The organism is Aquirufa echingensis, from assembly GCF_042714525.1.
GTDB lineage: Bacteria > Bacteroidota > Bacteroidia > Cytophagales > Spirosomataceae > Aquirufa > Aquirufa echingensis.
The window spans coordinates 26335-47014 of record NZ_JBBKYA010000005.1 but is presented as its reverse complement, the minus strand read 5'-3'; the positions used below and the strand labels follow the sequence as shown (position 1 = coordinate 47014).

Below are 20680 nucleotides of genomic sequence, written 5' to 3'. Positions count from 1 at the left end.
TGATATTTATTTATTGGTCGCTTTTTACGGTCATTTTGCTTATTATCGGACCATTGTGTTTGTTTTTACAGTCTATTTTGGAAATTTCCAAGCCTTTTAATTCACGCGAAAACCATTCACCGACGAATAACTCGCCGATTTGCTATCCATGGTTTTTACCATCCAATAATATATTTTACCTGATTGTACGGGTACAGATATAGTACTTGAGGTAGACTTTATCTTAGGCACTTCACCCAAGGCGACCTTGGCGAAATCTTCTCCTACATAGACTTCATAGGTTAAAGATTCAAAAGGGGTATCGGCATCTGTGGCTTTCCAACTAAGCTTTATTTGGCCACTGACCGCATCAACAGATTCCCCTGATGCGGGAGAAAGTAGTTGAGCCGGATTGGGTGCCAGCGAACTCTCTCCAGTACCTGCAAAGAAAAATTTCCAAACGGGTGATGTTGCTGTAAGGCTTGTTTTGGTTGATTTAGAGACTACCGACCAAGCATAGGTCTCCCCTGCTACTAAACTGATTAATGCTGGGCTTGTCGTTGCTGCCTTCGTTTCCGTTACATTCGTTTTAAGATTCGTAATCTTGATTTCATAACTTGTTGCAGATGTTACTGGTGTCCATGTTAGCTGAACTTGATTTGTATTCACCGCCTCCAAACAGGTCGTATTATTCAAGGGTTTGCTTAATTCCACTGCATCAGGTGCTTTTTCCGGCTGCGCTGGTGTAACTGGGGTTGGCGCTTCTGATGGCGCCGACCCGCAAGAAATCATGAAAAAACAGAAAACTAGGATAATGCTATATCGAATCATTTTTTGACAATTTTGGCTTGTTGGTTGACAGTATTTCCATTTACCTGAACGAGGTAAATACCAGCGGATAGACCGCTTAGGTCTAATTTGACTTCCCGATTCCCATCAGGTTGAAGAGGCATCGAAACGACTTGGGACCCATTCAGATTAAACATGGTAATTTGAACCTCGCGATCTTGGCCACCTATATAAATGTTTAAGTCATTTTCGCAGGGATTGGGGAAGCAGCGGATTTGCTCCGACTGGAATATTTCCTTGTAAAAGTTTCCTTGACAGGCATGATCAGTCCAAACCTTAATCAGGTTGGACCCTTTTTCTAATGCAGCAGACCATGTATCTCCTTTAACTTCATAGATCTTTTGGTTCAATTGAATGTAATATTGTTTGGACCCTGATAATGCTAATTCAATACTATTTTTATCCGCACTTATAACGGATTGCACGATCAAACTAGCCGGTTCTGTGATTTGAAAATCAAATCGTTGGCTGTAGTTTTTTTGTCCTTCAATGCTGATGTTCAACTGGTAGGTACCAATAGCCAATTTGTCTAATAATTGACTTACACCGACACTTGATTTGATCGTTTGAGTGAAATTTGAAGGGCCTTTGACATCCAATAGATACGTATATTTCTTATCTACAAAATCAATTTTCATTGCTCCATTGCTCATACCTGGACAGGTGGTAGCGAGCATTTGTAAAACATAGTTATTCACTGGCATATTAAATACTTCGCAGCCATTAACATCGACTTTTGCCCCAATCGGTGTTGCTGGACATAGATCGAGTGTATCGGGTACTCCGTCACCGTCTGAATCATTGAATAATTTGATGAGTGGAACCTTTGGGAATTCCCGGAATAAAACCTGATTGGTTGCCGCTGAATCATTGCCCATCCATTGATTCAGCAAGGAGCCGTAAACTTGTCGGAAATCATAATTAGCACTTAATTCATCACTGATTTTATAATCCAAAGGAATTTTGGGATTATCTCCTATTACCCCGGCTTTCACTGAGTTTCCAAAAACAAACATCGGTGCCACTGTACCATGATCCGTTCCCGTACTTCCATTAGAATGAACTGTCCGCCCAAATTCTGAGAGCGTAACCCCTACAACGCGATCTCCTAAATTTTGGGCGTCCAAGTTTTTCATGAAAGTTACAATGGCATCATTCACTTGTTTCAACAAATAAGCATGTTGTCCTTTGGTCGAATCCTGCGTGTCGACTTGTTTGCTATGCGAATCAAATCCTGTCAGTTGGACCATGTAAACCCGCGTCTGCAATCCGCCCGAAATTAATTTTTGGACAATTTTAAACTGATTTCCCAGGTCATTTTCTGCAAAGGCGAAAGGTGTAGTACCTGAACGAAAGGCGGACTGAACGACTGAACCATACACCTGTGACTGTTTTCCGATGAGTTGTAAATAAGCCAAACGCGAACCCTGAATGGTGGCCGGATAGCTATTCACAAAGGGATTCATCAAACTATAGAATTGATCTGGATTGGAATAGACTAAACTAGTGAAGGAGTTTTGGCCTTGAAATAATAAACTTGATTCGCCACCTAATTCGATTGAAAGCGGATGTGGATATTGTTGATTTGGATAGGCGTTTGGGTAACTAGGATGTAGTTTTTCCAAATAACGCGCCATCCATCCTGAACTTACATATTGATCCGTATCAGTGCCCGACATCCAGATATCCGTTGATCGAAAATGTGAGAAATTGGGTTTAGTATAGCCAACAGATTGAACAACCGCCAGTCTTTTTTCACTCAAAAGTGTATTCATCCCTGCCATGGATGGATGAAAGCCTAAGCTAGTACCCTCGACAGGTAAGTATTTGTTTTCAGGCAAAATAACGCTCGGCCGAATGGTTTTCAGTAAGCCATATTGTTCCATGGGCATCAGGGTATTCAAGCCATCGTTACCTCCATTGAGTCTTACAATCACTAAAATTTTACCTGCTTCCGCGGTACTACTCAATAAATCTGAAAGTTCTAATTGACCTAAACCGGGCAAAAATGAAGGTATAGCCGCCAAATGGGCCATGTTATGTAAAAATTTCCGTCTGTTCATTCCCTGCATTAAAATAGTTGGGACTCTCCCATTTGATAAATGAAACCTAATCCTTTTGCCATCCGGTTTTGAATCGTGGCGCTATTTTCTGTTGATGGATTGGCGATATATGTGTTCCATAACTCAGTCCAATAATTCAAATTTACATTTCCTTGCATGATTTGACTGATAATGAGTTGGCGATTATTAGCACTAATACTCATTCCGATGTGCCTATCGACGAGTTGGTCTACTAATCCCTCTAAATCGCCAGGATTGTTGAATTGGCGTAAATAGTTCGCCAAATTTGCTCGGAGTTGTCCATAGGTTTTTGTTGAGCTATTGTAGTAGACTCCTTGTCCCCAGTTAAATAAACTGTCAGTAAACTGCGCACGTTTGATAATCGTTTCTGAATTGATCCAAAACAAGTCGTATGCAGGTTCTTGGTAATAAGCAGGCCAACCGGACACACCGGGAGGGTCACCTATGTTCATTCCTAAACTTATCATGGCATTTTGTAATCCATTAAAGCGTTTGAACTCATAATAGATACCATCGCTGCCTTTTGGAAAAGGATTATAATTGTTATCAAGCAAAGGAAGATCAAATTCTTTCAATAGTCCTACCACGAAATCGAGTGGTGATTTTACCATGGATTTGAAATACATGCTGTCATAGAAATGTTCACTGAGTAATAGTGTTCGCAAGACAGGCAAAATTTCAAATTTGGCATCTTTGAAAATTTTGGCAAGCGGCGTAATGATGAGATCCTCCGTAGATTGATCGATGTTTGGGTTGACGAAGAAACGGTAGATGCGCCGACAAATATATTTTGACATTTCATCAGTAGCACAAATCATATCGATTGCTTCTCGCAATTCTCCATCGGCCCGATCCGGATTTGTGGAGCCACTGATTTTTCGGTTACCATAAAATTCTGAGAACTGTTTATCGCCCGTATCGTGGGCACTCAGGTTGTTTTTGACAATAGCCCGTCCCTCAGTCGTTTTGGTTTTCTCCCAATCGAATTGCCAACCCGTTAACAGACGTGCCATTTCGGACACATCTTTTTCCGTATATTTTGAATTGGGGCCCTTTCCTACTGTAAATAATTCTTGCAATTCACGTGCATAATTTTCGTCAGGAGCATATTTGTTATTTTGATTTCCGTTCAAGTAAATCAGCATGGAAGGATCAATCGTAACTTGGTAAATCAACTCCTTGAAATTGCCCAACGATAAGTTGAACAACGTATTTACATAATAAAAGGCATTTTTAGAGATACCTGCATTTTGAATAGAGCTAACCAAAAGGTTGTTGTAGAACAGCACCATGCGCCAATGTATGGAGGTCGACTGCTGGTTAAATTGTTTCAACATCCAGGATTTCAACGAAACCCATCGCGCACCCCCTTGATTAACTTCCAAGGCATTTACCCAAACAGCACCTCTCGCGACATCATTTTTAACCTCATCGGGGTTGTCGATAATATCCAAATAATAATCGTTAATGGGTAGGTCAAAGGCTTTTTCGGGACTTAGCAGCATGTCTACACAAGCGCTCAAGGATAGGTTTTGAATTTGGGTAAAACTAGCATGACGATAACCAATCAATGTTCGTTGGAGTAAATGTTTTTTTTGAGAAGCGCCAAATTCTCCCGTGTAAACGTTAAGGCCTTTGGTGGAATTTAGGCTTCGGTCTTTTTGGAGGCCGATGCTTTCCCAGGACACATTTTCCTTTTGGAAAAGTGAAACCAAGTCGGGTTGTTTGATTTTGTCCGTTGGAACGTTTTGATTCATTTTATCAAATAATTTTGTTTCTTGCCGACATGAAGCGACGCGATTTTGTTCAATATTTATGCCCTTCCATGGCGGTTTTGACCCTTGCGAATGCATGTGTGCAAGCGGATGAACCTGTAATGGTATTGTCTACGTCTGAAATACAAGAATTCGAACGGGTATCGACCAAATACAACGATGAAGGGTATTTTCAGGAAGGAAATCAGGTTTTTGTGAACCTTTCAAATCCAGCCTATTCAAAACTAGGAAACAATTTAGGATACGTCAATATATTGGATGCTGGGGTCCTACTCCTTCGAACCGATGAAAAAACCCTTAAAGCCTTCAGCAATTGTTGTCCTCATCAAGGAATTCGAGGTGCATGGGACCTTGTAAATGGTCGTTTTAGGTGCGATAATCATGGGAATTCCTACAATGTTAATGAGGTAAATGTTGTGTCATGTAGCTCAAACAGTGTTTCGGGAGGATTGCAACGTTTTCAAGTGCTAGCCTATCAAAATTATCTCAAAATCACGAAAGGGTAAGCAGCATTTGACTCATACAATAGAGAATCCAAATGAGTCCAAGCTTGTCCAAATGAGTTCAAGTGCAAAATTTCGGGTCTAATTATCAGCTATTTAGCTTCTGTTATTTTTAATTTTTAGCAAAATCATCATGAAAAATAGTATCTTGATTGGAGGTTCTAAAAATGATTTATGCCAGCATCAATTCCGATTTCTGTCCATGAGAAAAAGTGGTTTTTAAAATTGATTCATGAAGTTTACGGCATTCAATTAGTTGATGCCTATGCATGCCAACGCTTCAGTGAGGAACTTTTAACGCGTGCTCGAATCTCAATTTCATATAATACGCTTCGTCGACTTTTTGGGATTATTAAAGGTTCCAGTCAAGCCTCCCGATTTACCTTGGACAGCATCAGTAAAAGTTTAGGATATGCTGATTTTGCTGCTTTTCAGCTAGCCGTGAATCAATTTGAAGTCGATTTCTTTAATGATGTCTTGATTTTAAATCGCTTACGAATCCAACATGACGATCAGCTCATTTTACGCATCGTTCAAGATTTTCAGTTTGAGTCAACGGATGAAGTCTATCAATTGAAATCCATCGTGGATTTGTGTATCGAGGTGGAGAACTTTGATTTATTGAAGGCTATTTTTGAAACTAAATTTGACCTACAAAATGTTGAAACGACATGGAAGCTCTGCGCAGCTTTTCAGTCGATTTTCATTCAGAGCAAACAAGGTAATCAATCAGTGATAGATTTTGTTGCTCAGTTAATGCCTGAGAATGAAATGGCTCAGCGAATTTTGTTACAACTCTATGTAGATGAGGAGGCGCTGACGGGATATTATGGGCGTTGGCTTAAGCTTGCTTCTTGGTGCCTCGTGGAAGATATGGAGCTATTCCAGCAATTACTTTTAATTCAATTGGCCGTTTTGCAGCAACAAAATGCACCTGCGATGGAATTATTAGATCGTTGTAATGTGCTTATAGTGGAAAATAAGGTTGTTTATCATCCGATTCTTAAGGGCCGATTGGCTGCATGGAATTTAATGCTGAAAGATGACAGTGAAATGTGTTTAAGCTTGTTTGAAGGCCTTCAAACAGTAAAAGACAAATTGTTTTTTTTGGTGTTTTTTTATCGATTGCAGGAGGTTTTTGGGAGAGAAATTACACGAATAGATTTGATTGAACATTATCGTTTTGATGAATTAAGAATTATTTTCACGTTCGTTGAGAAGCAAAATTTAAATGTCTATTATTTATTGAGGGCGAGGTATTGGCTTTTGAAAAATAATAAAGGTCAAATGGCTTTGGCATTGCAGAAATTTAATCCCTTGTATAAATATTCTTGTTTATATCCATGGCTAGATAAGCAATGGAATGATTTAAATGCTAATCTGTAGTCGATGCTAGGAATATTCATGGTTTTTTTGAGTGCTTTTTTCTATGGATTTAGCAATGCTTATTGGAAAATGGTCGTTGCCGATCGACCCTTTCTGCCCATTATTTTTAACCGGGGAATTTATTCGAGTAGCTTCTTTTTAATTTGTTGTCTGATAGATGAAAATTTTAGCGTTTTCGAACCTTGGTTGGGAGCTTCTCCAGCCTTATCAATTTCGCATGTAGGTTTAAGCATAGCACTATGTCTTTTCAGTGGAATGGGATTGTATTTCTTTGTCAAATCGGTCAAAGAATCTGATGTTTCGCTGGTGGTTCCATTATCTTCTCTAAACGTTTTTGGTTTACTGACAGCTGTCTTGGTTTTGGGTGAGACTTGGAAATACGTCTATAATTGGGCTTTTTTAGCTGTTTTATTAGGTTTGTCTGCTATATATTGGCAGGAATTACGATTTAAATCATCCCAACAGCTTTTTCGGTCCTTGTTGGGAGGTCTGTTGGCTTCGTTTTTTTGGGGGGTGTCCTATACCCTATTTAAGTATCCTATAGCGTGGTTGGGTGTCTTGAGATTTACTTTTCTATTGGAGTTCAGTGTCACCTGTTTGGTAGGCTTGCTTTTATGGGTTCAGGGCGTTCGTTTGGAATATTTACATCAAAGACCCATTCAGATTTTGGCACTTTGTCTAGTGATGGGTTCCGTGCTTTTGCATGTAGCCTATCAATATGCGAGAATTACGCAGATTGTATTTGCAGGAAAATTCCAAATGATTATTTCTTTGCTGGTGGGGCGGTTTTTATACCGAGAAAAGTTAAGTTTTTATCATTGGTTAGGGATATGCCTATTAATTGCGTCTATCTATTTGATCTCTTAAATGTGACGACACCTCTTACCTCTTACCTCTTCACTCTTCACTCTTCACTCTTCACTCTTCACTCTTACCTCTTCACTCTTATCTCCCATCAATTGTATCTTTTTGATAAAAAGTCCCTACAATTCAGAGAATCATTTTTTCCCTTCAAACATTCTCTTATTTTTGTAACTCATTTTAACCTAAAACTATTAACGATGAAAATGAACAAATCGCTGGGCTTTGTGCTAGGCCTTTGTGCGGTCGTATCGATTGCACTGTTATCTTTTAAATTTGCAGATAAACCTTTTGGTGGATTAGCGCTTTATACCGTGCGTACGGAGATGGGCAAAGATGCGCGTGCGACGCTCAAGGCGGTTGCGGATGCGGGTTATGTGAACATCGAATCTGCAGGTTATAACAATGGAAAGTTTTACAACCTATCTCCTACTGATTTCAAGGCTTTGTTGGACGAAATGCATTTGAATCCGATTTCAGCACACCAAGGATCGGTTAATTTTGAGAACATCGACCAACAAATTGCTGATTTGAAAACGGCGGGTTTCAAGTATTTTGTTGTTCCAGTTCCTCCAATGGGCTTATTTACTTTTGATGCTGTGAATAAGAAAATGGCCATGAAAGGTGGCGCGAAGAATTTGGCAGAGATTCTGGACAAATTAGGTGAGAAGTGTCATGCAGCAGGTTTGGAGTTGTTGTACCATAACCACGATTTTGAATATGTGAAGGATGCTGAAGGCATTGTGACGATTGATTATTTATTAGAGCATTGCAATCCGAAATATGTGAATTTCCAAATGGACATCTATTGGGTAACGAAAGCAGGTGCTGATCCAGTTGATTACTTCAAACGCTATCCAGGCCGTTTCAAATTATGGCATGTGAAGGACATGGATGATCAAGGTCGTTTCGCGCCAGTAGGCAAAGGACATATCGATTTCAAACGTGTGTTGGCCAATAAGGACCTTGCAGGCATGAAATACTACTACGTAGAACAAGATGCTTGTGTGAACGAAACTCCATTGGAGGCGATCGTTATTTCGCACAAAGGTTTGGGTGAGATTGGGTTCAAATAGGAACTCAACTTATTTTAAATGGAAATCCCCACGAGGAATCGTGGGGATTTTTTTGTTTTCAACTAGCAAACTAGATACAGTTCTGGTAATTTAAAGTTCAATCAATTTTTGTAATATTTTTAAGATAAAATAAGTAACAATTGAACAGATTATTGAAAAAATAAAAATGTAGACTATGTCAATTATTGACAAATAGTTAAACTGGTAAATTTGGAAGATTAAAGTCATAATTAATATGACTAGGAATATTAAGAAAATTTTAAAAAAACTAGATTTGCCTTTTAGAGAAAATAATTGCATTATTTTAGATTTGTTAGGATATATTAAATATTAAATTAGTTCTCTGATTTGGAGTTTAAATTCACTATATCATTGTCAGTGATTTCATCAATTGAATCAAATTGCTTTTCAAAAGCATTAAAATACTCTTTTACATCACTTTCAATACTCATTCTAAGTGATAATGAGTCTTGAAAAATCGCTTCTCCAGATTTGTCCATTTTATAACCAGAAATAAAATACCCTTGTAAATCACTAGGAAGATTCAAAAGTAAATCATCGCTAACATTAACTTCTTTTATAAAATATACTGATAAAAAGGCGTGCTTTTTAGATAGAGCAATAGCAATTCCAGCTTCAATAAAGACATTAGAATTAGGCCGAGTAATATCAATTATAACGACTTGTGAGTTTTCAATTCTTTTGTAAATGCTCTCTAACATTGTTCTCCCAGCTGAAGCACGCAGTCGCCTGAAATTTACATTATAATTGTGTTTACCATTCTCATTATTTGAAAATCTATTTTTGATCATTTCTGCAATTTTCTTTATGGCTTTCTCAGAATTAGTTGAATCTGATTTAGAATTTGCCCATTGATAAGCAGCTGAAATTGTAAATTGATTTTTCATGCCCATATTATTTGAAAATTATAGTCAATGTTTTATTTAAAAAACTGATTTTCAACATGGTATCTGAACTAAAGTGTAAATAGTTTGTAAGCTGAATAATAAGTCCAGATGACACTAATAAATACAATATTCCCAAAACGTATTTATTATTATTTTTTGAATTTCGGTTACTTAAATAATCAACTATAAAAGTTCCCCCTAAAATGATAAAGCTTGAAAGAAAAATGTATGCTTCTGTCATGTTTGTTTTGATTTCGAAATTGCAATTTGAGATATAATTACTTTTTGAAAAAGTAGAGCTCATCTTGTTTTACTAAACTGCCGGTTATAAAAAATATATACTTCAAATTTGTCTATTTCCAAGTTTGAACATTTGTTATTGTTCAATTACAATCAGTAGATACCTTGGTAGTGTATGAACCAGGTCTATTTCGATCAATGTAAGTGATGCCAAAATTGCCATTGCCGAGATATACTTCTCCGAGAATTGTTTTGTTCGTATTTTCAAAGTTTGATCTTACTCTATCAATACAAGATTCTGTCCCAAATCCAGCGCATTTGTCTGTGACATTTTGTAGTTCATTATTACCCATTTCAATTTTATGTATTTTTAATCCAAGGTTACCTGACAGGTAATAGAAACTACTGCCTACAATAAAAATTCCGCCATAGATGATTAATAGTTGTGTAAAATTCTTTTTGTAATTTATGGGCTTGCCATAATTTTCAGTTGGGTGTTGGCATTTAGGGCAGAATACATAAGTTGAATCAATCTTTGATTGACATTGATTACATTCAATTGTAATTTTTTCCAAGTCAAACAGTCTTTTAAAGGCTAATCATATTTTACTTCCTTAATTTTTTCATTTGATTTTCCCAAGACTCATTCTTTTTTTCTAATTCATTTAGAATGCTCGGAATATTAGCATTTAACTCATTGACTCGTTTTCGTTCATGCAGGTAATTTTCAATGCTTTGTTGGATTCGAACTGAAGTCCGAACCTGCCAGACACGCACGAATGTGTCCCAGAATCCCATTATTTATTATTTTTATGATAAGCGGTCAAGGTCTCCTCCACTTTTACTACTAATTCTGCAATTTGATTGAGATATGGACCTGATTTGTCGAATTCAAAGTCTCGATTCATGCCACTGATCATTATCCGAACCGCAGAATTTAGAATGGGATCAGGTGCCTGCTGCGTAGAAGCCCAATAAATCACCCCCCCACCTAAGAGAATAAATATCAATGCAGGTCCTATGGAAACAGCCAAGTTTCCAATGCCTGCTAGCATTAGTAATCCACCCAAAATATATAAACCCGTAGGTTTTTTTGCATTTTTTTGAGCTGCCAACTCTAAATTATATTTTTCAATCAAATCAACTATACCGATACCATTAATTGATCTAAGAGCAAAAGTTTCTGAGGATGATAAGGTCTTGATGTAAAGTTTTTCATCGGTTAGTTTTATGCTGATTTCAGGACTTTCAAAATTACTGACTACGTTTTCCATATTATTTGATTTTGTTTAAATGAATATTTTATTGACAACACGTACAAATCTCAGGAGTTGTTCTGAAAATGTCTTGGATAATTGTGATCATAGCTTCTATCGAATGGCTTGGCCCAATCCATACACCATTCTACCTGGTAAAGCATTCGGTTGTTTCCCTATTCCGTAAAAACATTCTCCGCAAGTGTGTTTGTGAATTTTCAAAGGCTTAGTTTCGCGATTTGGCATATTATAATAGACATAATACCCTCTTTTTTTGCTTAATAATCGAGCCGTTTCAGACTGATTAATATCTAATTCTGAATCAAAGCGTTCTAATTCTTTTCTTGGCATAGCTCGTAATGAATTTTCCCAAACCTATTATTTTGCTCGAAGAATAAATGACCCTATTACGTAATTCACGCAATACACACAAATTCTTAACCTTTTAATCGGTATTTAAATGAAAGTCAGAGACAATTAATTAATTTGATGTTCAACAGATTTTTGTTCATCTATGCGCCAATTGATTCTCCTTATTTTATTCGTTATTATTCGAATTTATTCCTTTGGTCAGATTCAATTTAAATTACCCAATGAAATTCTTCATCATCGAATTGATTTTAAAGATGGGTCTCTTTGGAAGGAGAAAAATTCACACGTATGGCAAGACATGGGTCAATTCGAATTGGTCAATGTAGATATAAGTGAAATCCCTGCCAATGCACTTATTAATACATTTTACACGCATCCATATTATCTATTGACCATTGCCGGTACTGGTCAAGTATATCAATTAAATATGGATCAAAAGAAAATTACTCGCCTGGACAAGACCTTTTATCGTGGATTTAATTTTGGCGCGATACAATTTGTTCGAAACGACACTTTGTATAGTGTAGGGGGAAATGGTTTTTGGCATGCCAATAATATTGAAACCTATTTTTCTCCTAAATCTAAAGAATGGGAATTGAAAAATATTCCAAGTGAAAAGGGTCCGAAGTATATAAGTTGTGATTTTGGTGGATTTGATTCCAAACGTGATGTATTGAGCATTATCGAATTCCCATCTTTGTATCATGAAGGTAAAATTTCTCAACCATACCGATACTTTGAAAAATCATTTAAATCGAACATTTGGAATTATATGGGGGATATTAACATTGATTTGTTGGTTAAGTTGGGCTTAACAAACTTTGATTCAATATTTCTTCAAGGCAAATATATTTTCACAAAAGGACCTTTGGTAATAATAGCTGATCCTGTGAAAAATGAGATTTACCAATTGAATTATGTGCTTTCAAATCTAAATTTCAACTATGAGATGAGCGAAAAGAATAATTGGATCTATATCTATGTACCTGATAAAAGTGAAAATAACATTTCGCCTGCTATCAAAATCGACTCCATCTCCATCGAAAAACTCAAATCCCTCAGCACTCGAAAAGGGCCATTTTACATCGAGCCCTACCCTGCTGATCTTATTGGCTACGGTGTTGCCGCTGTTCTAATCCTGACGGCTGGAGGAATTTATGCATATCGAAAAAGAAAGCCTCGGAAAGCTCCTGAAAGTATCATTGAACCCTTAGATGGTCTGCCGGCCGGTGCATCTGAATTCCTAAATGCTTGTTTGCACTATCCGAAAGGTCATACCTTCAGTTCGCAGCATTTTACCGAAATGATGGGCTATGGTTCATACGCCTACGAAACCCAAAGACAGGTGCGTGCGAAGTTGATCAAAGGAATCAACAGCTATTTCTGGGCGCATTATCGAATGGATGATGTCATCGTCCGACAAACGGCTAATGACGATAAACGATTCTCTGTTTACCTCATTGCCGAAGTCCATTATGATACCTTAAAGAAATTGTTGCACGCGTAATTTACTCCGGATGATACACCCGCTCCGCCGCCTTTAGCACCTCGGCCTTATCCAAGGTCATTCGCTTCGTTTGCTGCGCCTGGTACATCGCCCGCTGATCCGCGAAGTGCTTCGATTCTGGAAGTGAACTCGCCCCAAAGGTATTTACGGTCTCAATCAAAGGTAAACCGCCATCCTTTGGAAATTTTACAAAACCGATATATGCATCACCGCTATTCATCTTGCGCTTGGATTCACCCCAGGCTTCCGTTTGAACCGCAGCCAAAACATCCGGCATACCCGCCTGTGGCCAATCTTCCTGCCCACGCACCAAACGCTGAAATTCACCTAGTTTCACATCCAATTTGCCATAATGCTTCATCAAGAAATCATGCACATATTGGCATAATTGAAGAGCTTCTGCCTCAGTCAAAGGTTCTTTGGACCCATTCGTACGAATCTTTGAAGCCTGATAATAGGCGATGTTATAATACAAGGCGCCCACACTTTCCGTGTCGGTCACATGATTCCATTGTTGGATACCTTGAATAATCGTCGCTAAAGCGGGGTAATCCGTCATTTTTAAACTGAAAAGCACAGATGCATCTAAACCATAGGGATACAAAATCTTCGCAGGTAGTTGTCGGTCAAACTTAATCCGCTTCAAATCCTCCCAGGAAATCTTATCATAGCTATCTATGAGCTCTTTGGCCCGTTGGCTCCGATTATTATGATAGGTCTCATATCCATCATATTTATCGAATTTCGCCGGATTTAAGTTCTCATCTGTGCTGGTCGCCAGGAAGGGTGAATGATTCGTATTAAACAAATAACCACTTGCCGGATTAGTATATTGCGGCAAGGCATCTAAGGGTTTAAACGTATCCCAAAGCGTTGCACGCGTATTTCCCGGGATGGTTGAAGCCCAATTGTATTTCGGATCCGCGTTGCGATAAGGCATCTTACCATTCGAGATGTAGAAGATATTATCCTGCTTGTCCGCATACATGATGTTAAACATCGGCAAATGATTTTGTCCCAATGCCGCTTTGAACTCTTGGAAATTCGTCGAGCGATTCATTGCATACCATTGCTGTAATGCTCCCGCATCAAACAAGGCCGGCAAACGAATGGAGAAATACTCCCCTTTCGGCGTTTTCACTGTGGGCCCATAGATTGAATTAAATGCCATTTTACTCACAGGAAACGGAATACCTTTGATGTTTAATTTGATTTTACGTTTCTCCAAATTCATCCAAGTTCCATCAACTTCGTATTGGCCTGGATGTGCTTTGTCGGTATGTAGCTGATATACATCGATTTTATCTTGAAAATTCACCGTATGCGCCCAAGCCAAATTTGGCGTAACGCCATGAAAGATTAATGGTCCACCCGGGAATAAACCGCCCAAGATATTCCAACCTTCCTCACTTTGTACATGGGCCTCGTAAAATGCCGTTGCGCCTTCGATGGGTTGGTGTGCGTTAATCACCAACATCGGTTCGCCCGTTGCCGATTTATTACTCTTAATCGCAAAGGCATTACTGCCTTCCCCTGTAAAGCTCGGAAGATGCGGGATGGAACCTTCGAGGATTTTGGGTAAGGTTTTATCGACGCCGCAGAAGATGGCAACCGAAAACATGGTCGTGGCGATATAGTCCTCTAATTGAATCGGAAATACATGTTTGTTTAATACTTCTTGCGGATGCGCTTTGGCATAAGCTTCAAGTCCCATGAGGTAACCTTGTACCAGTTGAATGAATGCGGGATCCATCGCTTTAATTTGTTGGTCAACCACCTTACGCGTATTCAATAAACCAAACACATAATCAACCGGTGCGCCTTTCTTGCCTAAGTAGGTCGCGAGTTTCCCCTTCCCCGTCAGAATCAAGGTTTGTATGGTTTTAAAATCATCCTCGGAATGTGCCCAGGCTAATCCATAGGCCACCTCAGGATCTGTAGGAGCGAAAATATGCGGAACGCCGTAGCTGTCGCGGGCGATGTTGATTTGATTGGTGTGGATATTGGGTTGCTGTGCATGGATTTGGAAGATGCACAGAAATAGCATGGCAATGAGGTATTTCATGTTCAATGGTTTTAAAGCTTAACGGTGTTGGGCACAATTTGTTTGTTATTTTCTCCGAGTATCAATCAAGTACTGAATCTTCCAAGCATCACCCAATTTGACCAATTGGAATGAATTCACGCCTTGATGCGAAAATTTCCCTTGGTAATAAAACTGATAAGGTGTCCATGCGATGGCCAAAGTACCATCTTCATGTACACTTTTGAATTTGATTCGTTCATCGAGGGCACCTTTGGGATATTTGGTCAGACTTTTTAAAAAGGCTTCAAATTCTTCCGATTTCACTTTTGTTTGATTGTCTTTCGTCACAATGGTTTGAAAAATAACTGTAGGCGCAAAGCAAGAACGAAATAAAGTCGTGTCGCCGGTTTGCATAGCAAGGAACATGTTCTGAATGACTTGTTTGATTGCGGGTTTCTCCTGATTTTTCTGTGCTGAGATTGTGCTTGAGATGAAGAGTAAGCTAATGAAGAGGAATTTGTGCATGGAGGAATATAGATTTATCCAAAAATTAAGGATTTGTCATGCATTTCCCAATTTTGAAAATGCTTATATTTAATATTCATTACAAATCTAAATTTCTATGAGAATCCTTACTTCCCTGTGCCTGACATTATTCGTTGGCTTTTCTGCTATCGCCCAACAAGATAGTCTATTCATAAAACGCATGTCGGATGAGATTATGACCAACGGCAAAGCCTATGATCTTTTATATGAATTGACGAAGAAGATTGGTGGTCGTCTAGCGGGTTCGCCGCAGCAGCAACAAGCTGCTGTTTGGGGAAAGCGTAATCTAGAACTTTTGGGTGCTGATAGAGTTTTCCTTCAGGCTTGTAAGTCGCCCAATTGGAAGCGAGGAGGAACTGATTTTGCTGCAATCGTAGGTGTTCAGGGAGAAGCACGTATTCAACCTTTAGCTGCGTTGGCTTTGGGTAATTCCATGGGATCAAATGGAATGATTGAGGCGGAGGTGTTGGCGGTGGCCAACTTTGATGAATTGGAGAAGCGGAAGGATGAGGTGAAAGGCAAGATTGTGTATTTCCACAGTGCCTTTGATGAAACGAAAATTCAGACTTTTCGTGCTTATGGGGAAAGCGGAGCCTATCGTCGGTCGGGCGCTTCTCGTGCCGCTAAATATGGAGCGCTTGGTATTATGATTCATTCGCTTAGTACGGCGCCTGATAATGCACCTCACACGGGTAGCATGGTATATGATGAAGCATATCCCAAGATTCCTGCAGTTGCTTTGGGGCCAAACGATGCGAAAATGTTGTATGCTTTAGCCAAGAAAAGTCAGGTGAAAGTTCAGTTGCAAACCTATGGTCAATTCTTACCCGATGTAAATGATCAAAATGTGGTCGCGGAATTGAAAGGGTCTGTGTTTCCTGATCAATACATTACCTTAGGTGGGCATTTGGATAGTTGGGATGTCAACGAAGGTGCACACGACGACGGCGCCGGTGTCGTTCATACGATGGAAGTATTACGTGTGTTGAAGGCATTGAATTATAAGCCTAAGCGTACGATACGTTTTGTGTTGTTTGCCAATGAAGAGAATGGAGTACGCGGAGGCAATGAATATGCGAATCAAGCAAAATTGAATAATGAGAATCACATCTTGGCCTTGGAGAGTGATGAGGGCGGATTTACACCTCGGTCGATTGGTATGACGGCATCTAAGGAGGCATTTAAGAAATTTCAATCTTGGTCGTCGCTGTTAAAACCTTATGGTTGTGAGGTGACATTTGGAGGAAGTGGAACGGATATTGGGCCTTTGGCTAAAGTTAATCCGAGTACTGTTATTGCAGGTTTGGTACCGGACAGCCAGCGTTATTTTGATTTACACCATGCCAAGACGGATGTGTTCGAAAATGTGAATAAGCGGGAATTGTTACTGGGAGCCATTAATATTGCCGCTATTATCTACTTAGTTGACCAATACGGCGTTAAACCCTAATCTTATGAGATTACTAATTTTATGTCTATTTGCATTTTTTAGTGGCCTTGCTAAGCCTTTACCACGTGTTTTGGTTTATACCAAAAATGGCCCTGGCTACGTGCATGATAATATTCCAGCTGCCGTAGCTTGCTTTCAAGGTTTAGGCAAGACAAATCAGATTCAGGTTGATGTTTCGGATGATCCTGCGGTGTTTGCGGAGGCGAATTTGGCGAAATATGCGGCACTGATTTTCACGAGTACGAATAATGATGTGTTTGCTACGGATGCCCAGCGCTTGGCTTTCCGACGCTACATCGAAGGCGGAGGCGGTTTTGTTGGAGTCCATTCCGTGACAGGTACGGAACGCAATTGGACCTGGTTCAAAATGCTCGTTGGCGAAACCTTCTCCTGGCATGCCAAATTTCAGCCTTTTCGGATAATCAACATAGCCTCATCGCATCCATCCATGAAGGACGTGCCTATGTCATGGACCAAGGAGGATGAATGTTATTTTGGGAAAGAGGTATATCCCGGCATTCAGGTATTGATGATGCATGATTTGAGCAGTTTGGATGGAAAGCAATCGGAGCTTGTGAATCAACACGCCGGTTCGTTTAAGGGATATTTTCCTGCTGTTTGGACGCAAAATTTTCAGGGTGGCCATGTTTGGGTGACAACACTCGGACATGATAAGTCAAATTACCAGGATCCTGTTTTTCAAAATCATCTTTGGCAGGGTTTGAAATTTATACTCGATTCTGGTAAAGGAATTGATTATTCGAAGGCGAAATCTCTTCGGTTCGATGAGGGGATTTGGCTTCAATAAATTGATAAATATTTAGATTATCAGTTTTAATTGATCATTCGTTTAGCCTAGTATTTATCTTCATGCAAGATTTAAATTAGTTTGCATTTTGCAAACTTTGTGGTAATTTTGCTATGAAGATTTTACTTAAAAGAACGATTAATCATTACATGCAATCATACCCTGATGCATCTCATGCATTATTTAATTGGAATCATGAATTTGCATTACATAAGTTTTCAAACTTTAATGAAATCAAGGCTGTTTATCGTTCCGCAAGTATCATTGGAAATAATTGCGTTGTATTCAATATAAAAGGAAATGCTTATCGTTTGATTGTTTCGATGAATTTTATTCAGGGAGCTTGTTATATCATTTGGTTTGGAAACCACCAATCTTATGATTCAATTGATGCTGAACGAATCTCCTTTGCCCCCCAAATTATTAAAAAGTAATGTTATGAAATGGAAAGTTTTAAAAACCGATAAAGATTATGAAAAAGCCGCAAAACGCATGATGCAGATTTTTCATACGGAGGAAGAAGGTCCATTACTCGATGAGCTCGAGTTATTGATCGTATTGATTAAGGATTATGATGATCGGAATTATCCTTATCTAAATACGGATCCCATTAAAGTGATTATTCAAAAAATGGATGAAATGGGAATCAAATCCAAGGATTTAGTTCCTTTGATTGGTTCCAAAGGACATGTATCAGCTGTTCTTTCAGGTAAGCGCGAGATAACGTTGAAGATGGCCAAAAAGCTAAGAGATTTTTTTCAATTACCTGCCGACGTGTTTTTGTAGTTTTCGATTCCTTTTTCCATTCCCCGTTTAATTTTCTCCACCAAGGATTCGGGTTCTAAAACCCGTATTTCCTTCGCGAAACGTAAAAAGAAATTTTCCACTTCTTGGTCTATTTCTACATTCAATTGGACCCTGACTGCGCTTTCATTTTCAGGTATTATTTCTTGGCTTGTGTGTATGGGGTATTTCTCGATGTAGTTCAACATCCAATTATCCTTGTTTATTTGGCATCGAATGGTTTGAGCTTTGAGACTTTTGCTGCGGAATAAACCCAGGCAATTCTTGAAATAATCAGCAGGTCTGAATTCTGGATGAATACGCACGCGGGGTTGATCTTGCACTTTACTTACCTGAACAATTCGATCGAGCGCATACAACTGGAGTTGGTCGATGTCTACTTTGATTTGTGTTGCGCCTTTTTCGACGGGTTGGAATAAGACATACCAACCGGTGTACCAACCGTTATTATATTCTTTCAATAGGACGGGCAGACCGAGTGTTTGTTTCTGTTTCGAGTGCGTTGCTAAACCACGATGGGTGAAAAGAACGACTTTTTTGGCATAGATGTTTTCCAAAATGATCGGCATTAAGTCGGCGCCTGAGCGCTCCCCATCCTTCACGAGTTCAATCGCCGACCAGCCTAAGATCTCATGATGGCGTGCCATGCTGTTTTCCAAAGCGATTGCTCGCAATTTATTGACAAGTCCCTCGCCTGCTCCCCCACTGAACAAGTGTTTATTCTGTTCAATCGTGGAGGCGATTTGGCTGAGTTCTTTGTCGGAGATACTCGGAAATGCCGAAATATCATCTCGAATCAGGTAAAATCGATTCTGTCCCCTTGAAAATTTGATGAGTTCTCCAGCCGTATCGTGTAATTGGGGATAGCGAATTTGCAGGAGTTCTTTGAGTTCTTTCAGGTCCCGACTGAATGAGCGTTCTGCATAGTTGGAAATGTCAAAATACTCGTTTAAATAAGCGGAAACCGTTTGATGATTCACCTGAAAGGACTTTTGCAGGAGGAGGCCATTGATTTCGCGGAGGCGTTCGGATGGGTGCATCTTTTTTTTGACCAATATCGTAAATTCCTCGTAAGTCGCCAAATTTTGGCGGACAATGAATCTAATTTTGGTTCAAGAAAAACAAACAGATATGAATATGAACAGCATCAAAACCCTTGCCTACAGTCTATTGATTATTTTCCTTTTCAGCTATGTGAGTGAAGGAATTTTATTGGCCTTTGAATTGAAAAAAACGCGTCGGAACAACTGGATTAAAATTGCTTTGATTGGCATCTTATTTATCAGCACGCTTGTATTGCTTTGGGCGCCTTACCACATTTTTGGCCAAACAGCTGCGGATGGATTGTTTACCTTGGCCTTTACGTTTTATGCAGCTGTGATGGTGATTGGGGGTGGATTGCGGGCGTTGGCTCGATAGTCCTTAGGCTAAAGCCTAGGGTTATAACCCCAGGTTTTAACCTGGGGATTTAGACACGAAGTATCGCGTCTCTACAGAATAATTTTCAGCGCAAAATACAACACCGACGGACACATCAAGCATCCCAATCCCGTATAAAACGTTGCTGTCATCGCTCCATAAGGAACTAATTTGGGATCTGTCGCGGCTAATCCTGCTGCCGTGCCACTTGTGGTTCCCATCAAGCCACCAAATATCATCGCAGATTTAGGATTGTTCAGGCCAATATAAGGTGCGATAAAAGGGGTTCCAATCGTCACAAGAATCGATTTTACCACTCCTGCCGCGATGCTAATTGCAATAATATCTGAACTTGCTCCTACTGCGGTTCCTGTAACAGGACCTACCACAAAGGTGCAAGCGCCCGCACCAATTGTCGTTAAACTTTCCACATCTGTGATCCCAAATGCGTAAGCAATGCCAACTCCAGCAATAAATGAAAAGATTACTCCTAGGAATAAAGACAAGATACCTACGGACCCCGTTTTCTTAATCACGGCAAAACTAGCGCCCATGGCCGTGGAAACGATGGCAAAGTCGCGGAACATGGGCCCTCCCATCACTTTAAAGCCCGTTAATCCTGGAATATCCGCGATACCGCTTTTCCCTTCTGTCAATATTCCACCTAGGTACGCAATAACCAATCCCATGAAAATGGCGATGGCTGAACCTGGTAGTTTTTTATTGGTTAATTTGACCGAGATCCCTTCTGAAAAATAAACCATGATACCTGTGACCAAAAATGCCACAATCAATCCATTTTTATCCAATAATTCGATGATGTATTCCATG

22 protein-coding genes are annotated in these 20680 nt (G+C 39.4%); 10 read left to right on the top strand and 12 right to left on the bottom strand.

The window, feature by feature from the left end:
- Nucleotides 1–96 precede the first annotated feature (96 nt).
- The 3 genes from SKC38_RS10315 to SKC38_RS10305 are packed head-to-tail and all read right to left on the bottom strand — an operon-like array spanning nt 97 to nt 4669.
- Nucleotides 97–810, bottom strand: a complete 714-nt coding sequence (locus tag SKC38_RS10315) for a hypothetical protein (RefSeq protein ID WP_377977065.1) — start codon at nt 808–810, stop codon at nt 97–99.
- Nucleotides 807–2891, bottom strand: coding sequence for a DUF1501 domain-containing protein (locus SKC38_RS10310; protein WP_377977064.1), 2085 nt, complete (start codon nt 2889–2891; stop codon nt 807–809). Before SKC38_RS10310 ends, SKC38_RS10315 begins: the two co-directional genes overlap by 4 nt.
- An 8-nt stretch (nt 2892–2899) precedes the next feature.
- Nucleotides 2900–4669: a DUF1800 domain-containing protein gene (locus SKC38_RS10305; RefSeq protein ID WP_377977063.1), complete on the bottom strand. Its 1770-nt coding sequence runs from the start codon at nt 4667–4669 to the stop codon at nt 2900–2902.
- Nucleotides 4670–4698: 29 nt separating this feature from the next.
- On the opposite strand from SKC38_RS10305, the gene SKC38_RS10300 reads away from it, so the two are divergent.
- The 4 genes from SKC38_RS10300 to SKC38_RS10285 all read left to right on the top strand — a co-directional run bounded on the left by SKC38_RS10300 (nt 4699) and on the right by SKC38_RS10285 (nt 8513).
- Nucleotides 4699–5193, top strand: coding sequence for a Rieske 2Fe-2S domain-containing protein (locus SKC38_RS10300; RefSeq protein WP_377977062.1), 495 nt, complete (start codon nt 4699–4701; stop codon nt 5191–5193).
- Between the two features lie 171 nt (nt 5194–5364).
- On the top strand, nt 5365–6576 hold the full coding sequence (locus SKC38_RS10295) for a hypothetical protein (RefSeq protein ID WP_377977061.1): 1212 nt from the start codon (nt 5365–5367) through the stop codon (nt 6574–6576).
- A gap of 3 nt (nt 6577–6579) precedes the next feature.
- Nucleotides 6580–7443 carry an EamA family transporter gene (locus SKC38_RS10290; RefSeq protein ID WP_377977060.1) on the top strand — a complete coding sequence of 288 codons (864 nt, stop codon included), beginning with the start codon at nt 6580–6582 and terminating at the stop codon, nt 7441–7443.
- Nucleotides 7444–7643: 200 nt separating this feature from the next.
- Nucleotides 7644–8513: a sugar phosphate isomerase/epimerase family protein gene (locus SKC38_RS10285; RefSeq protein WP_377977059.1), complete on the top strand. Its 870-nt coding sequence runs from the start codon at nt 7644–7646 to the stop codon at nt 8511–8513.
- A 335-nt stretch (nt 8514–8848) separates the two neighbouring features.
- Here SKC38_RS10285 and SKC38_RS10280 read toward each other — a convergent pair whose 3' ends face one another.
- The 5 genes from SKC38_RS10280 to SKC38_RS10260 all read right to left on the bottom strand — a co-directional run bounded on the left by SKC38_RS10280 (nt 8849) and on the right by SKC38_RS10260 (nt 11268).
- A complete protein-coding gene (locus SKC38_RS10280) occupies nt 8849–9421 on the bottom strand; it encodes a hypothetical protein (protein WP_377977058.1) in 573 nt (190 codons plus the stop codon).
- A 383-nt stretch (nt 9422–9804) separates the two neighbouring features.
- Nucleotides 9805–10236: a hypothetical protein gene (locus tag SKC38_RS10275; protein ID WP_377977057.1), complete on the bottom strand. Its 432-nt coding sequence runs from the start codon at nt 10234–10236 to the stop codon at nt 9805–9807.
- 31 nt (nt 10237–10267) lie between these two features.
- Nucleotides 10268–10459, bottom strand: a complete 192-nt coding sequence (locus SKC38_RS10270) for a hypothetical protein (RefSeq protein WP_377977056.1) — start codon at nt 10457–10459, stop codon at nt 10268–10270.
- Nucleotides 10459–10935 (bottom strand): hypothetical protein, encoded by a 477-nt coding sequence (locus SKC38_RS10265; RefSeq protein ID WP_377977055.1) that lies wholly within the window; start codon nt 10933–10935, stop codon nt 10459–10461. Before SKC38_RS10265 ends, SKC38_RS10270 begins: the two co-directional genes overlap by 1 nt.
- A 96-nt stretch (nt 10936–11031) precedes the next feature.
- Nucleotides 11032–11268 (bottom strand): hypothetical protein, encoded by a 237-nt coding sequence (locus SKC38_RS10260; protein WP_377977054.1) that lies wholly within the window; start codon nt 11266–11268, stop codon nt 11032–11034.
- Between the two features lie 163 nt (nt 11269–11431).
- Between SKC38_RS10260 and SKC38_RS10255 the strand changes: the two genes are divergently transcribed.
- Complete coding sequence (locus SKC38_RS10255; protein ID WP_377977053.1) at nt 11432–12796, top strand: hypothetical protein; 1365 nt, start codon at nt 11432–11434, stop codon at nt 12794–12796.
- Nucleotide 12797: 1 nt separating this feature from the next.
- Here SKC38_RS10255 and SKC38_RS10250 read toward each other — a convergent pair whose 3' ends face one another.
- The gene (locus tag SKC38_RS10250) at nt 12798–14861 is read right to left on the bottom strand and encodes a penicillin acylase family protein (RefSeq protein WP_377977052.1); all 2064 of its coding nucleotides are present in this window, start codon (nt 14859–14861) and stop codon (nt 12798–12800) included.
- A 45-nt stretch (nt 14862–14906) separates the two neighbouring features.
- The gene (locus SKC38_RS10245) at nt 14907–15347 is read right to left on the bottom strand and encodes a nuclear transport factor 2 family protein (RefSeq protein ID WP_377977051.1); all 441 of its coding nucleotides are present in this window, start codon (nt 15345–15347) and stop codon (nt 14907–14909) included.
- Nucleotides 15348–15444: 97 nt separating this feature from the next.
- On the opposite strand from SKC38_RS10245, the gene SKC38_RS10240 reads away from it, so the two are divergent.
- The 4 genes from SKC38_RS10240 to SKC38_RS10225 all read left to right on the top strand — a co-directional run bounded on the left by SKC38_RS10240 (nt 15445) and on the right by SKC38_RS10225 (nt 18412).
- Nucleotides 15445–16818, top strand: a complete 1374-nt coding sequence (locus SKC38_RS10240; RefSeq protein ID WP_377977050.1) for a M20/M25/M40 family metallo-hydrolase — start codon at nt 15445–15447, stop codon at nt 16816–16818.
- 4 nt (nt 16819–16822) lie between these two features.
- Entirely contained in the window at nt 16823–17626 is an 804-nt protein-coding gene (locus SKC38_RS10235; RefSeq protein ID WP_377977049.1) for a ThuA domain-containing protein, read from the top strand.
- A 149-nt stretch (nt 17627–17775) separates the two neighbouring features.
- A complete protein-coding gene (locus tag SKC38_RS10230; RefSeq protein WP_377977048.1) occupies nt 17776–18060 on the top strand; it encodes a type II toxin-antitoxin system HigB family toxin in 285 nt (94 codons plus the stop codon).
- A gap of 4 nt (nt 18061–18064) precedes the next feature.
- A complete protein-coding gene (locus tag SKC38_RS10225; protein ID WP_377977047.1) occupies nt 18065–18412 on the top strand; it encodes a helix-turn-helix domain-containing protein in 348 nt (115 codons plus the stop codon).
- On the opposite strand, the gene SKC38_RS10220 is transcribed toward SKC38_RS10225, so the two are convergent.
- Nucleotides 18385–19470 carry a helix-turn-helix transcriptional regulator gene (locus SKC38_RS10220; RefSeq protein ID WP_377977046.1) on the bottom strand — a complete coding sequence of 362 codons (1086 nt, stop codon included), beginning with the start codon at nt 19468–19470 and terminating at the stop codon, nt 18385–18387. The genes SKC38_RS10225 and SKC38_RS10220 overlap by 28 nt on opposite strands.
- Nucleotides 19471–19525: 55 nt before the next feature.
- On the opposite strand from SKC38_RS10220, the gene SKC38_RS10215 reads away from it, so the two are divergent.
- A complete protein-coding gene (locus SKC38_RS10215; protein WP_377977045.1) occupies nt 19526–19849 on the top strand; it encodes a hypothetical protein in 324 nt (107 codons plus the stop codon).
- A gap of 71 nt (nt 19850–19920) precedes the next feature.
- Here the strand turns inward: SKC38_RS10215 and madM are convergent, their stop codons facing one another.
- Nucleotides 19921–20679 (bottom strand): malonate transporter subunit MadM, encoded by a 759-nt coding sequence (madM, locus tag SKC38_RS10210; protein ID WP_377977044.1) that lies wholly within the window; start codon nt 20677–20679, stop codon nt 19921–19923.
- Nucleotide 20680: the final 1 nt, after the last annotated feature.

What these genes read in the sequence shown, in the direction of transcription:
- SKC38_RS10315 (WP_377977065.1), bottom strand. Translation starts at nt 810, where the DNA reads ATGATTCGATATAGCATTATCCTAGTTTTCTGTTTTTTCATGATTTCT.
- SKC38_RS10310 (WP_377977064.1), bottom strand. Translation starts at nt 2,891, where the DNA reads ATGAACAGACGGAAATTTTTACATAACATGGCCCATTTGGCGGCTATA.
- SKC38_RS10305 (WP_377977063.1), bottom strand. Translation starts at nt 4,669, where the DNA reads ATGAATCAAAACGTTCCAACGGACAAAATCAAACAACCCGACTTGGTT.
- SKC38_RS10300 (WP_377977062.1), top strand. Translation starts at nt 4,699, where the DNA reads ATGAAGCGACGCGATTTTGTTCAATATTTATGCCCTTCCATGGCGGTT.
- SKC38_RS10295 (WP_377977061.1), top strand. Translation starts at nt 5,365, where the DNA reads ATGCCAGCATCAATTCCGATTTCTGTCCATGAGAAAAAGTGGTTTTTA.
- SKC38_RS10290 (WP_377977060.1), top strand. Translation starts at nt 6,580, where the DNA reads ATGCTAGGAATATTCATGGTTTTTTTGAGTGCTTTTTTCTATGGATTT.
- SKC38_RS10285 (WP_377977059.1), top strand. Translation starts at nt 7,644, where the DNA reads ATGAACAAATCGCTGGGCTTTGTGCTAGGCCTTTGTGCGGTCGTATCG.
- SKC38_RS10280 (WP_377977058.1), bottom strand. Translation starts at nt 9,421, where the DNA reads ATGAAAAATCAATTTACAATTTCAGCTGCTTATCAATGGGCAAATTCT.
- SKC38_RS10270 (WP_377977056.1), bottom strand. Translation starts at nt 10,459, where the DNA reads ATGGGATTCTGGGACACATTCGTGCGTGTCTGGCAGGTTCGGACTTCA.
- SKC38_RS10265 (WP_377977055.1), bottom strand. Translation starts at nt 10,935, where the DNA reads ATGGAAAACGTAGTCAGTAATTTTGAAAGTCCTGAAATCAGCATAAAA.
- SKC38_RS10260 (WP_377977054.1), bottom strand. Translation starts at nt 11,268, where the DNA reads ATGCCAAGAAAAGAATTAGAACGCTTTGATTCAGAATTAGATATTAAT.
- SKC38_RS10255 (WP_377977053.1), top strand. Translation starts at nt 11,432, where the DNA reads ATGCGCCAATTGATTCTCCTTATTTTATTCGTTATTATTCGAATTTAT.
- SKC38_RS10250 (WP_377977052.1), bottom strand. Translation starts at nt 14,861, where the DNA reads ATGAAATACCTCATTGCCATGCTATTTCTGTGCATCTTCCAAATCCAT.
- SKC38_RS10245 (WP_377977051.1), bottom strand. Translation starts at nt 15,347, where the DNA reads ATGCACAAATTCCTCTTCATTAGCTTACTCTTCATCTCAAGCACAATC.
- SKC38_RS10240 (WP_377977050.1), top strand. Translation starts at nt 15,445, where the DNA reads ATGAGAATCCTTACTTCCCTGTGCCTGACATTATTCGTTGGCTTTTCT.
- SKC38_RS10235 (WP_377977049.1), top strand. Translation starts at nt 16,823, where the DNA reads ATGAGATTACTAATTTTATGTCTATTTGCATTTTTTAGTGGCCTTGCT.
- SKC38_RS10230 (WP_377977048.1), top strand. Translation starts at nt 17,776, where the DNA reads ATGCAATCATACCCTGATGCATCTCATGCATTATTTAATTGGAATCAT.
- SKC38_RS10225 (WP_377977047.1), top strand. Translation starts at nt 18,065, where the DNA reads ATGAAATGGAAAGTTTTAAAAACCGATAAAGATTATGAAAAAGCCGCA.
- SKC38_RS10220 (WP_377977046.1), bottom strand. Translation starts at nt 19,470, where the DNA reads ATGCACCCATCCGAACGCCTCCGCGAAATCAATGGCCTCCTCCTGCAA.
- SKC38_RS10215 (WP_377977045.1), top strand. Translation starts at nt 19,526, where the DNA reads ATGAATCTAATTTTGGTTCAAGAAAAACAAACAGATATGAATATGAAC.
- madM (WP_377977044.1), bottom strand. Translation starts at nt 20,679, where the DNA reads ATGGAATACATCATCGAATTATTGGATAAAAATGGATTGATTGTGGCA.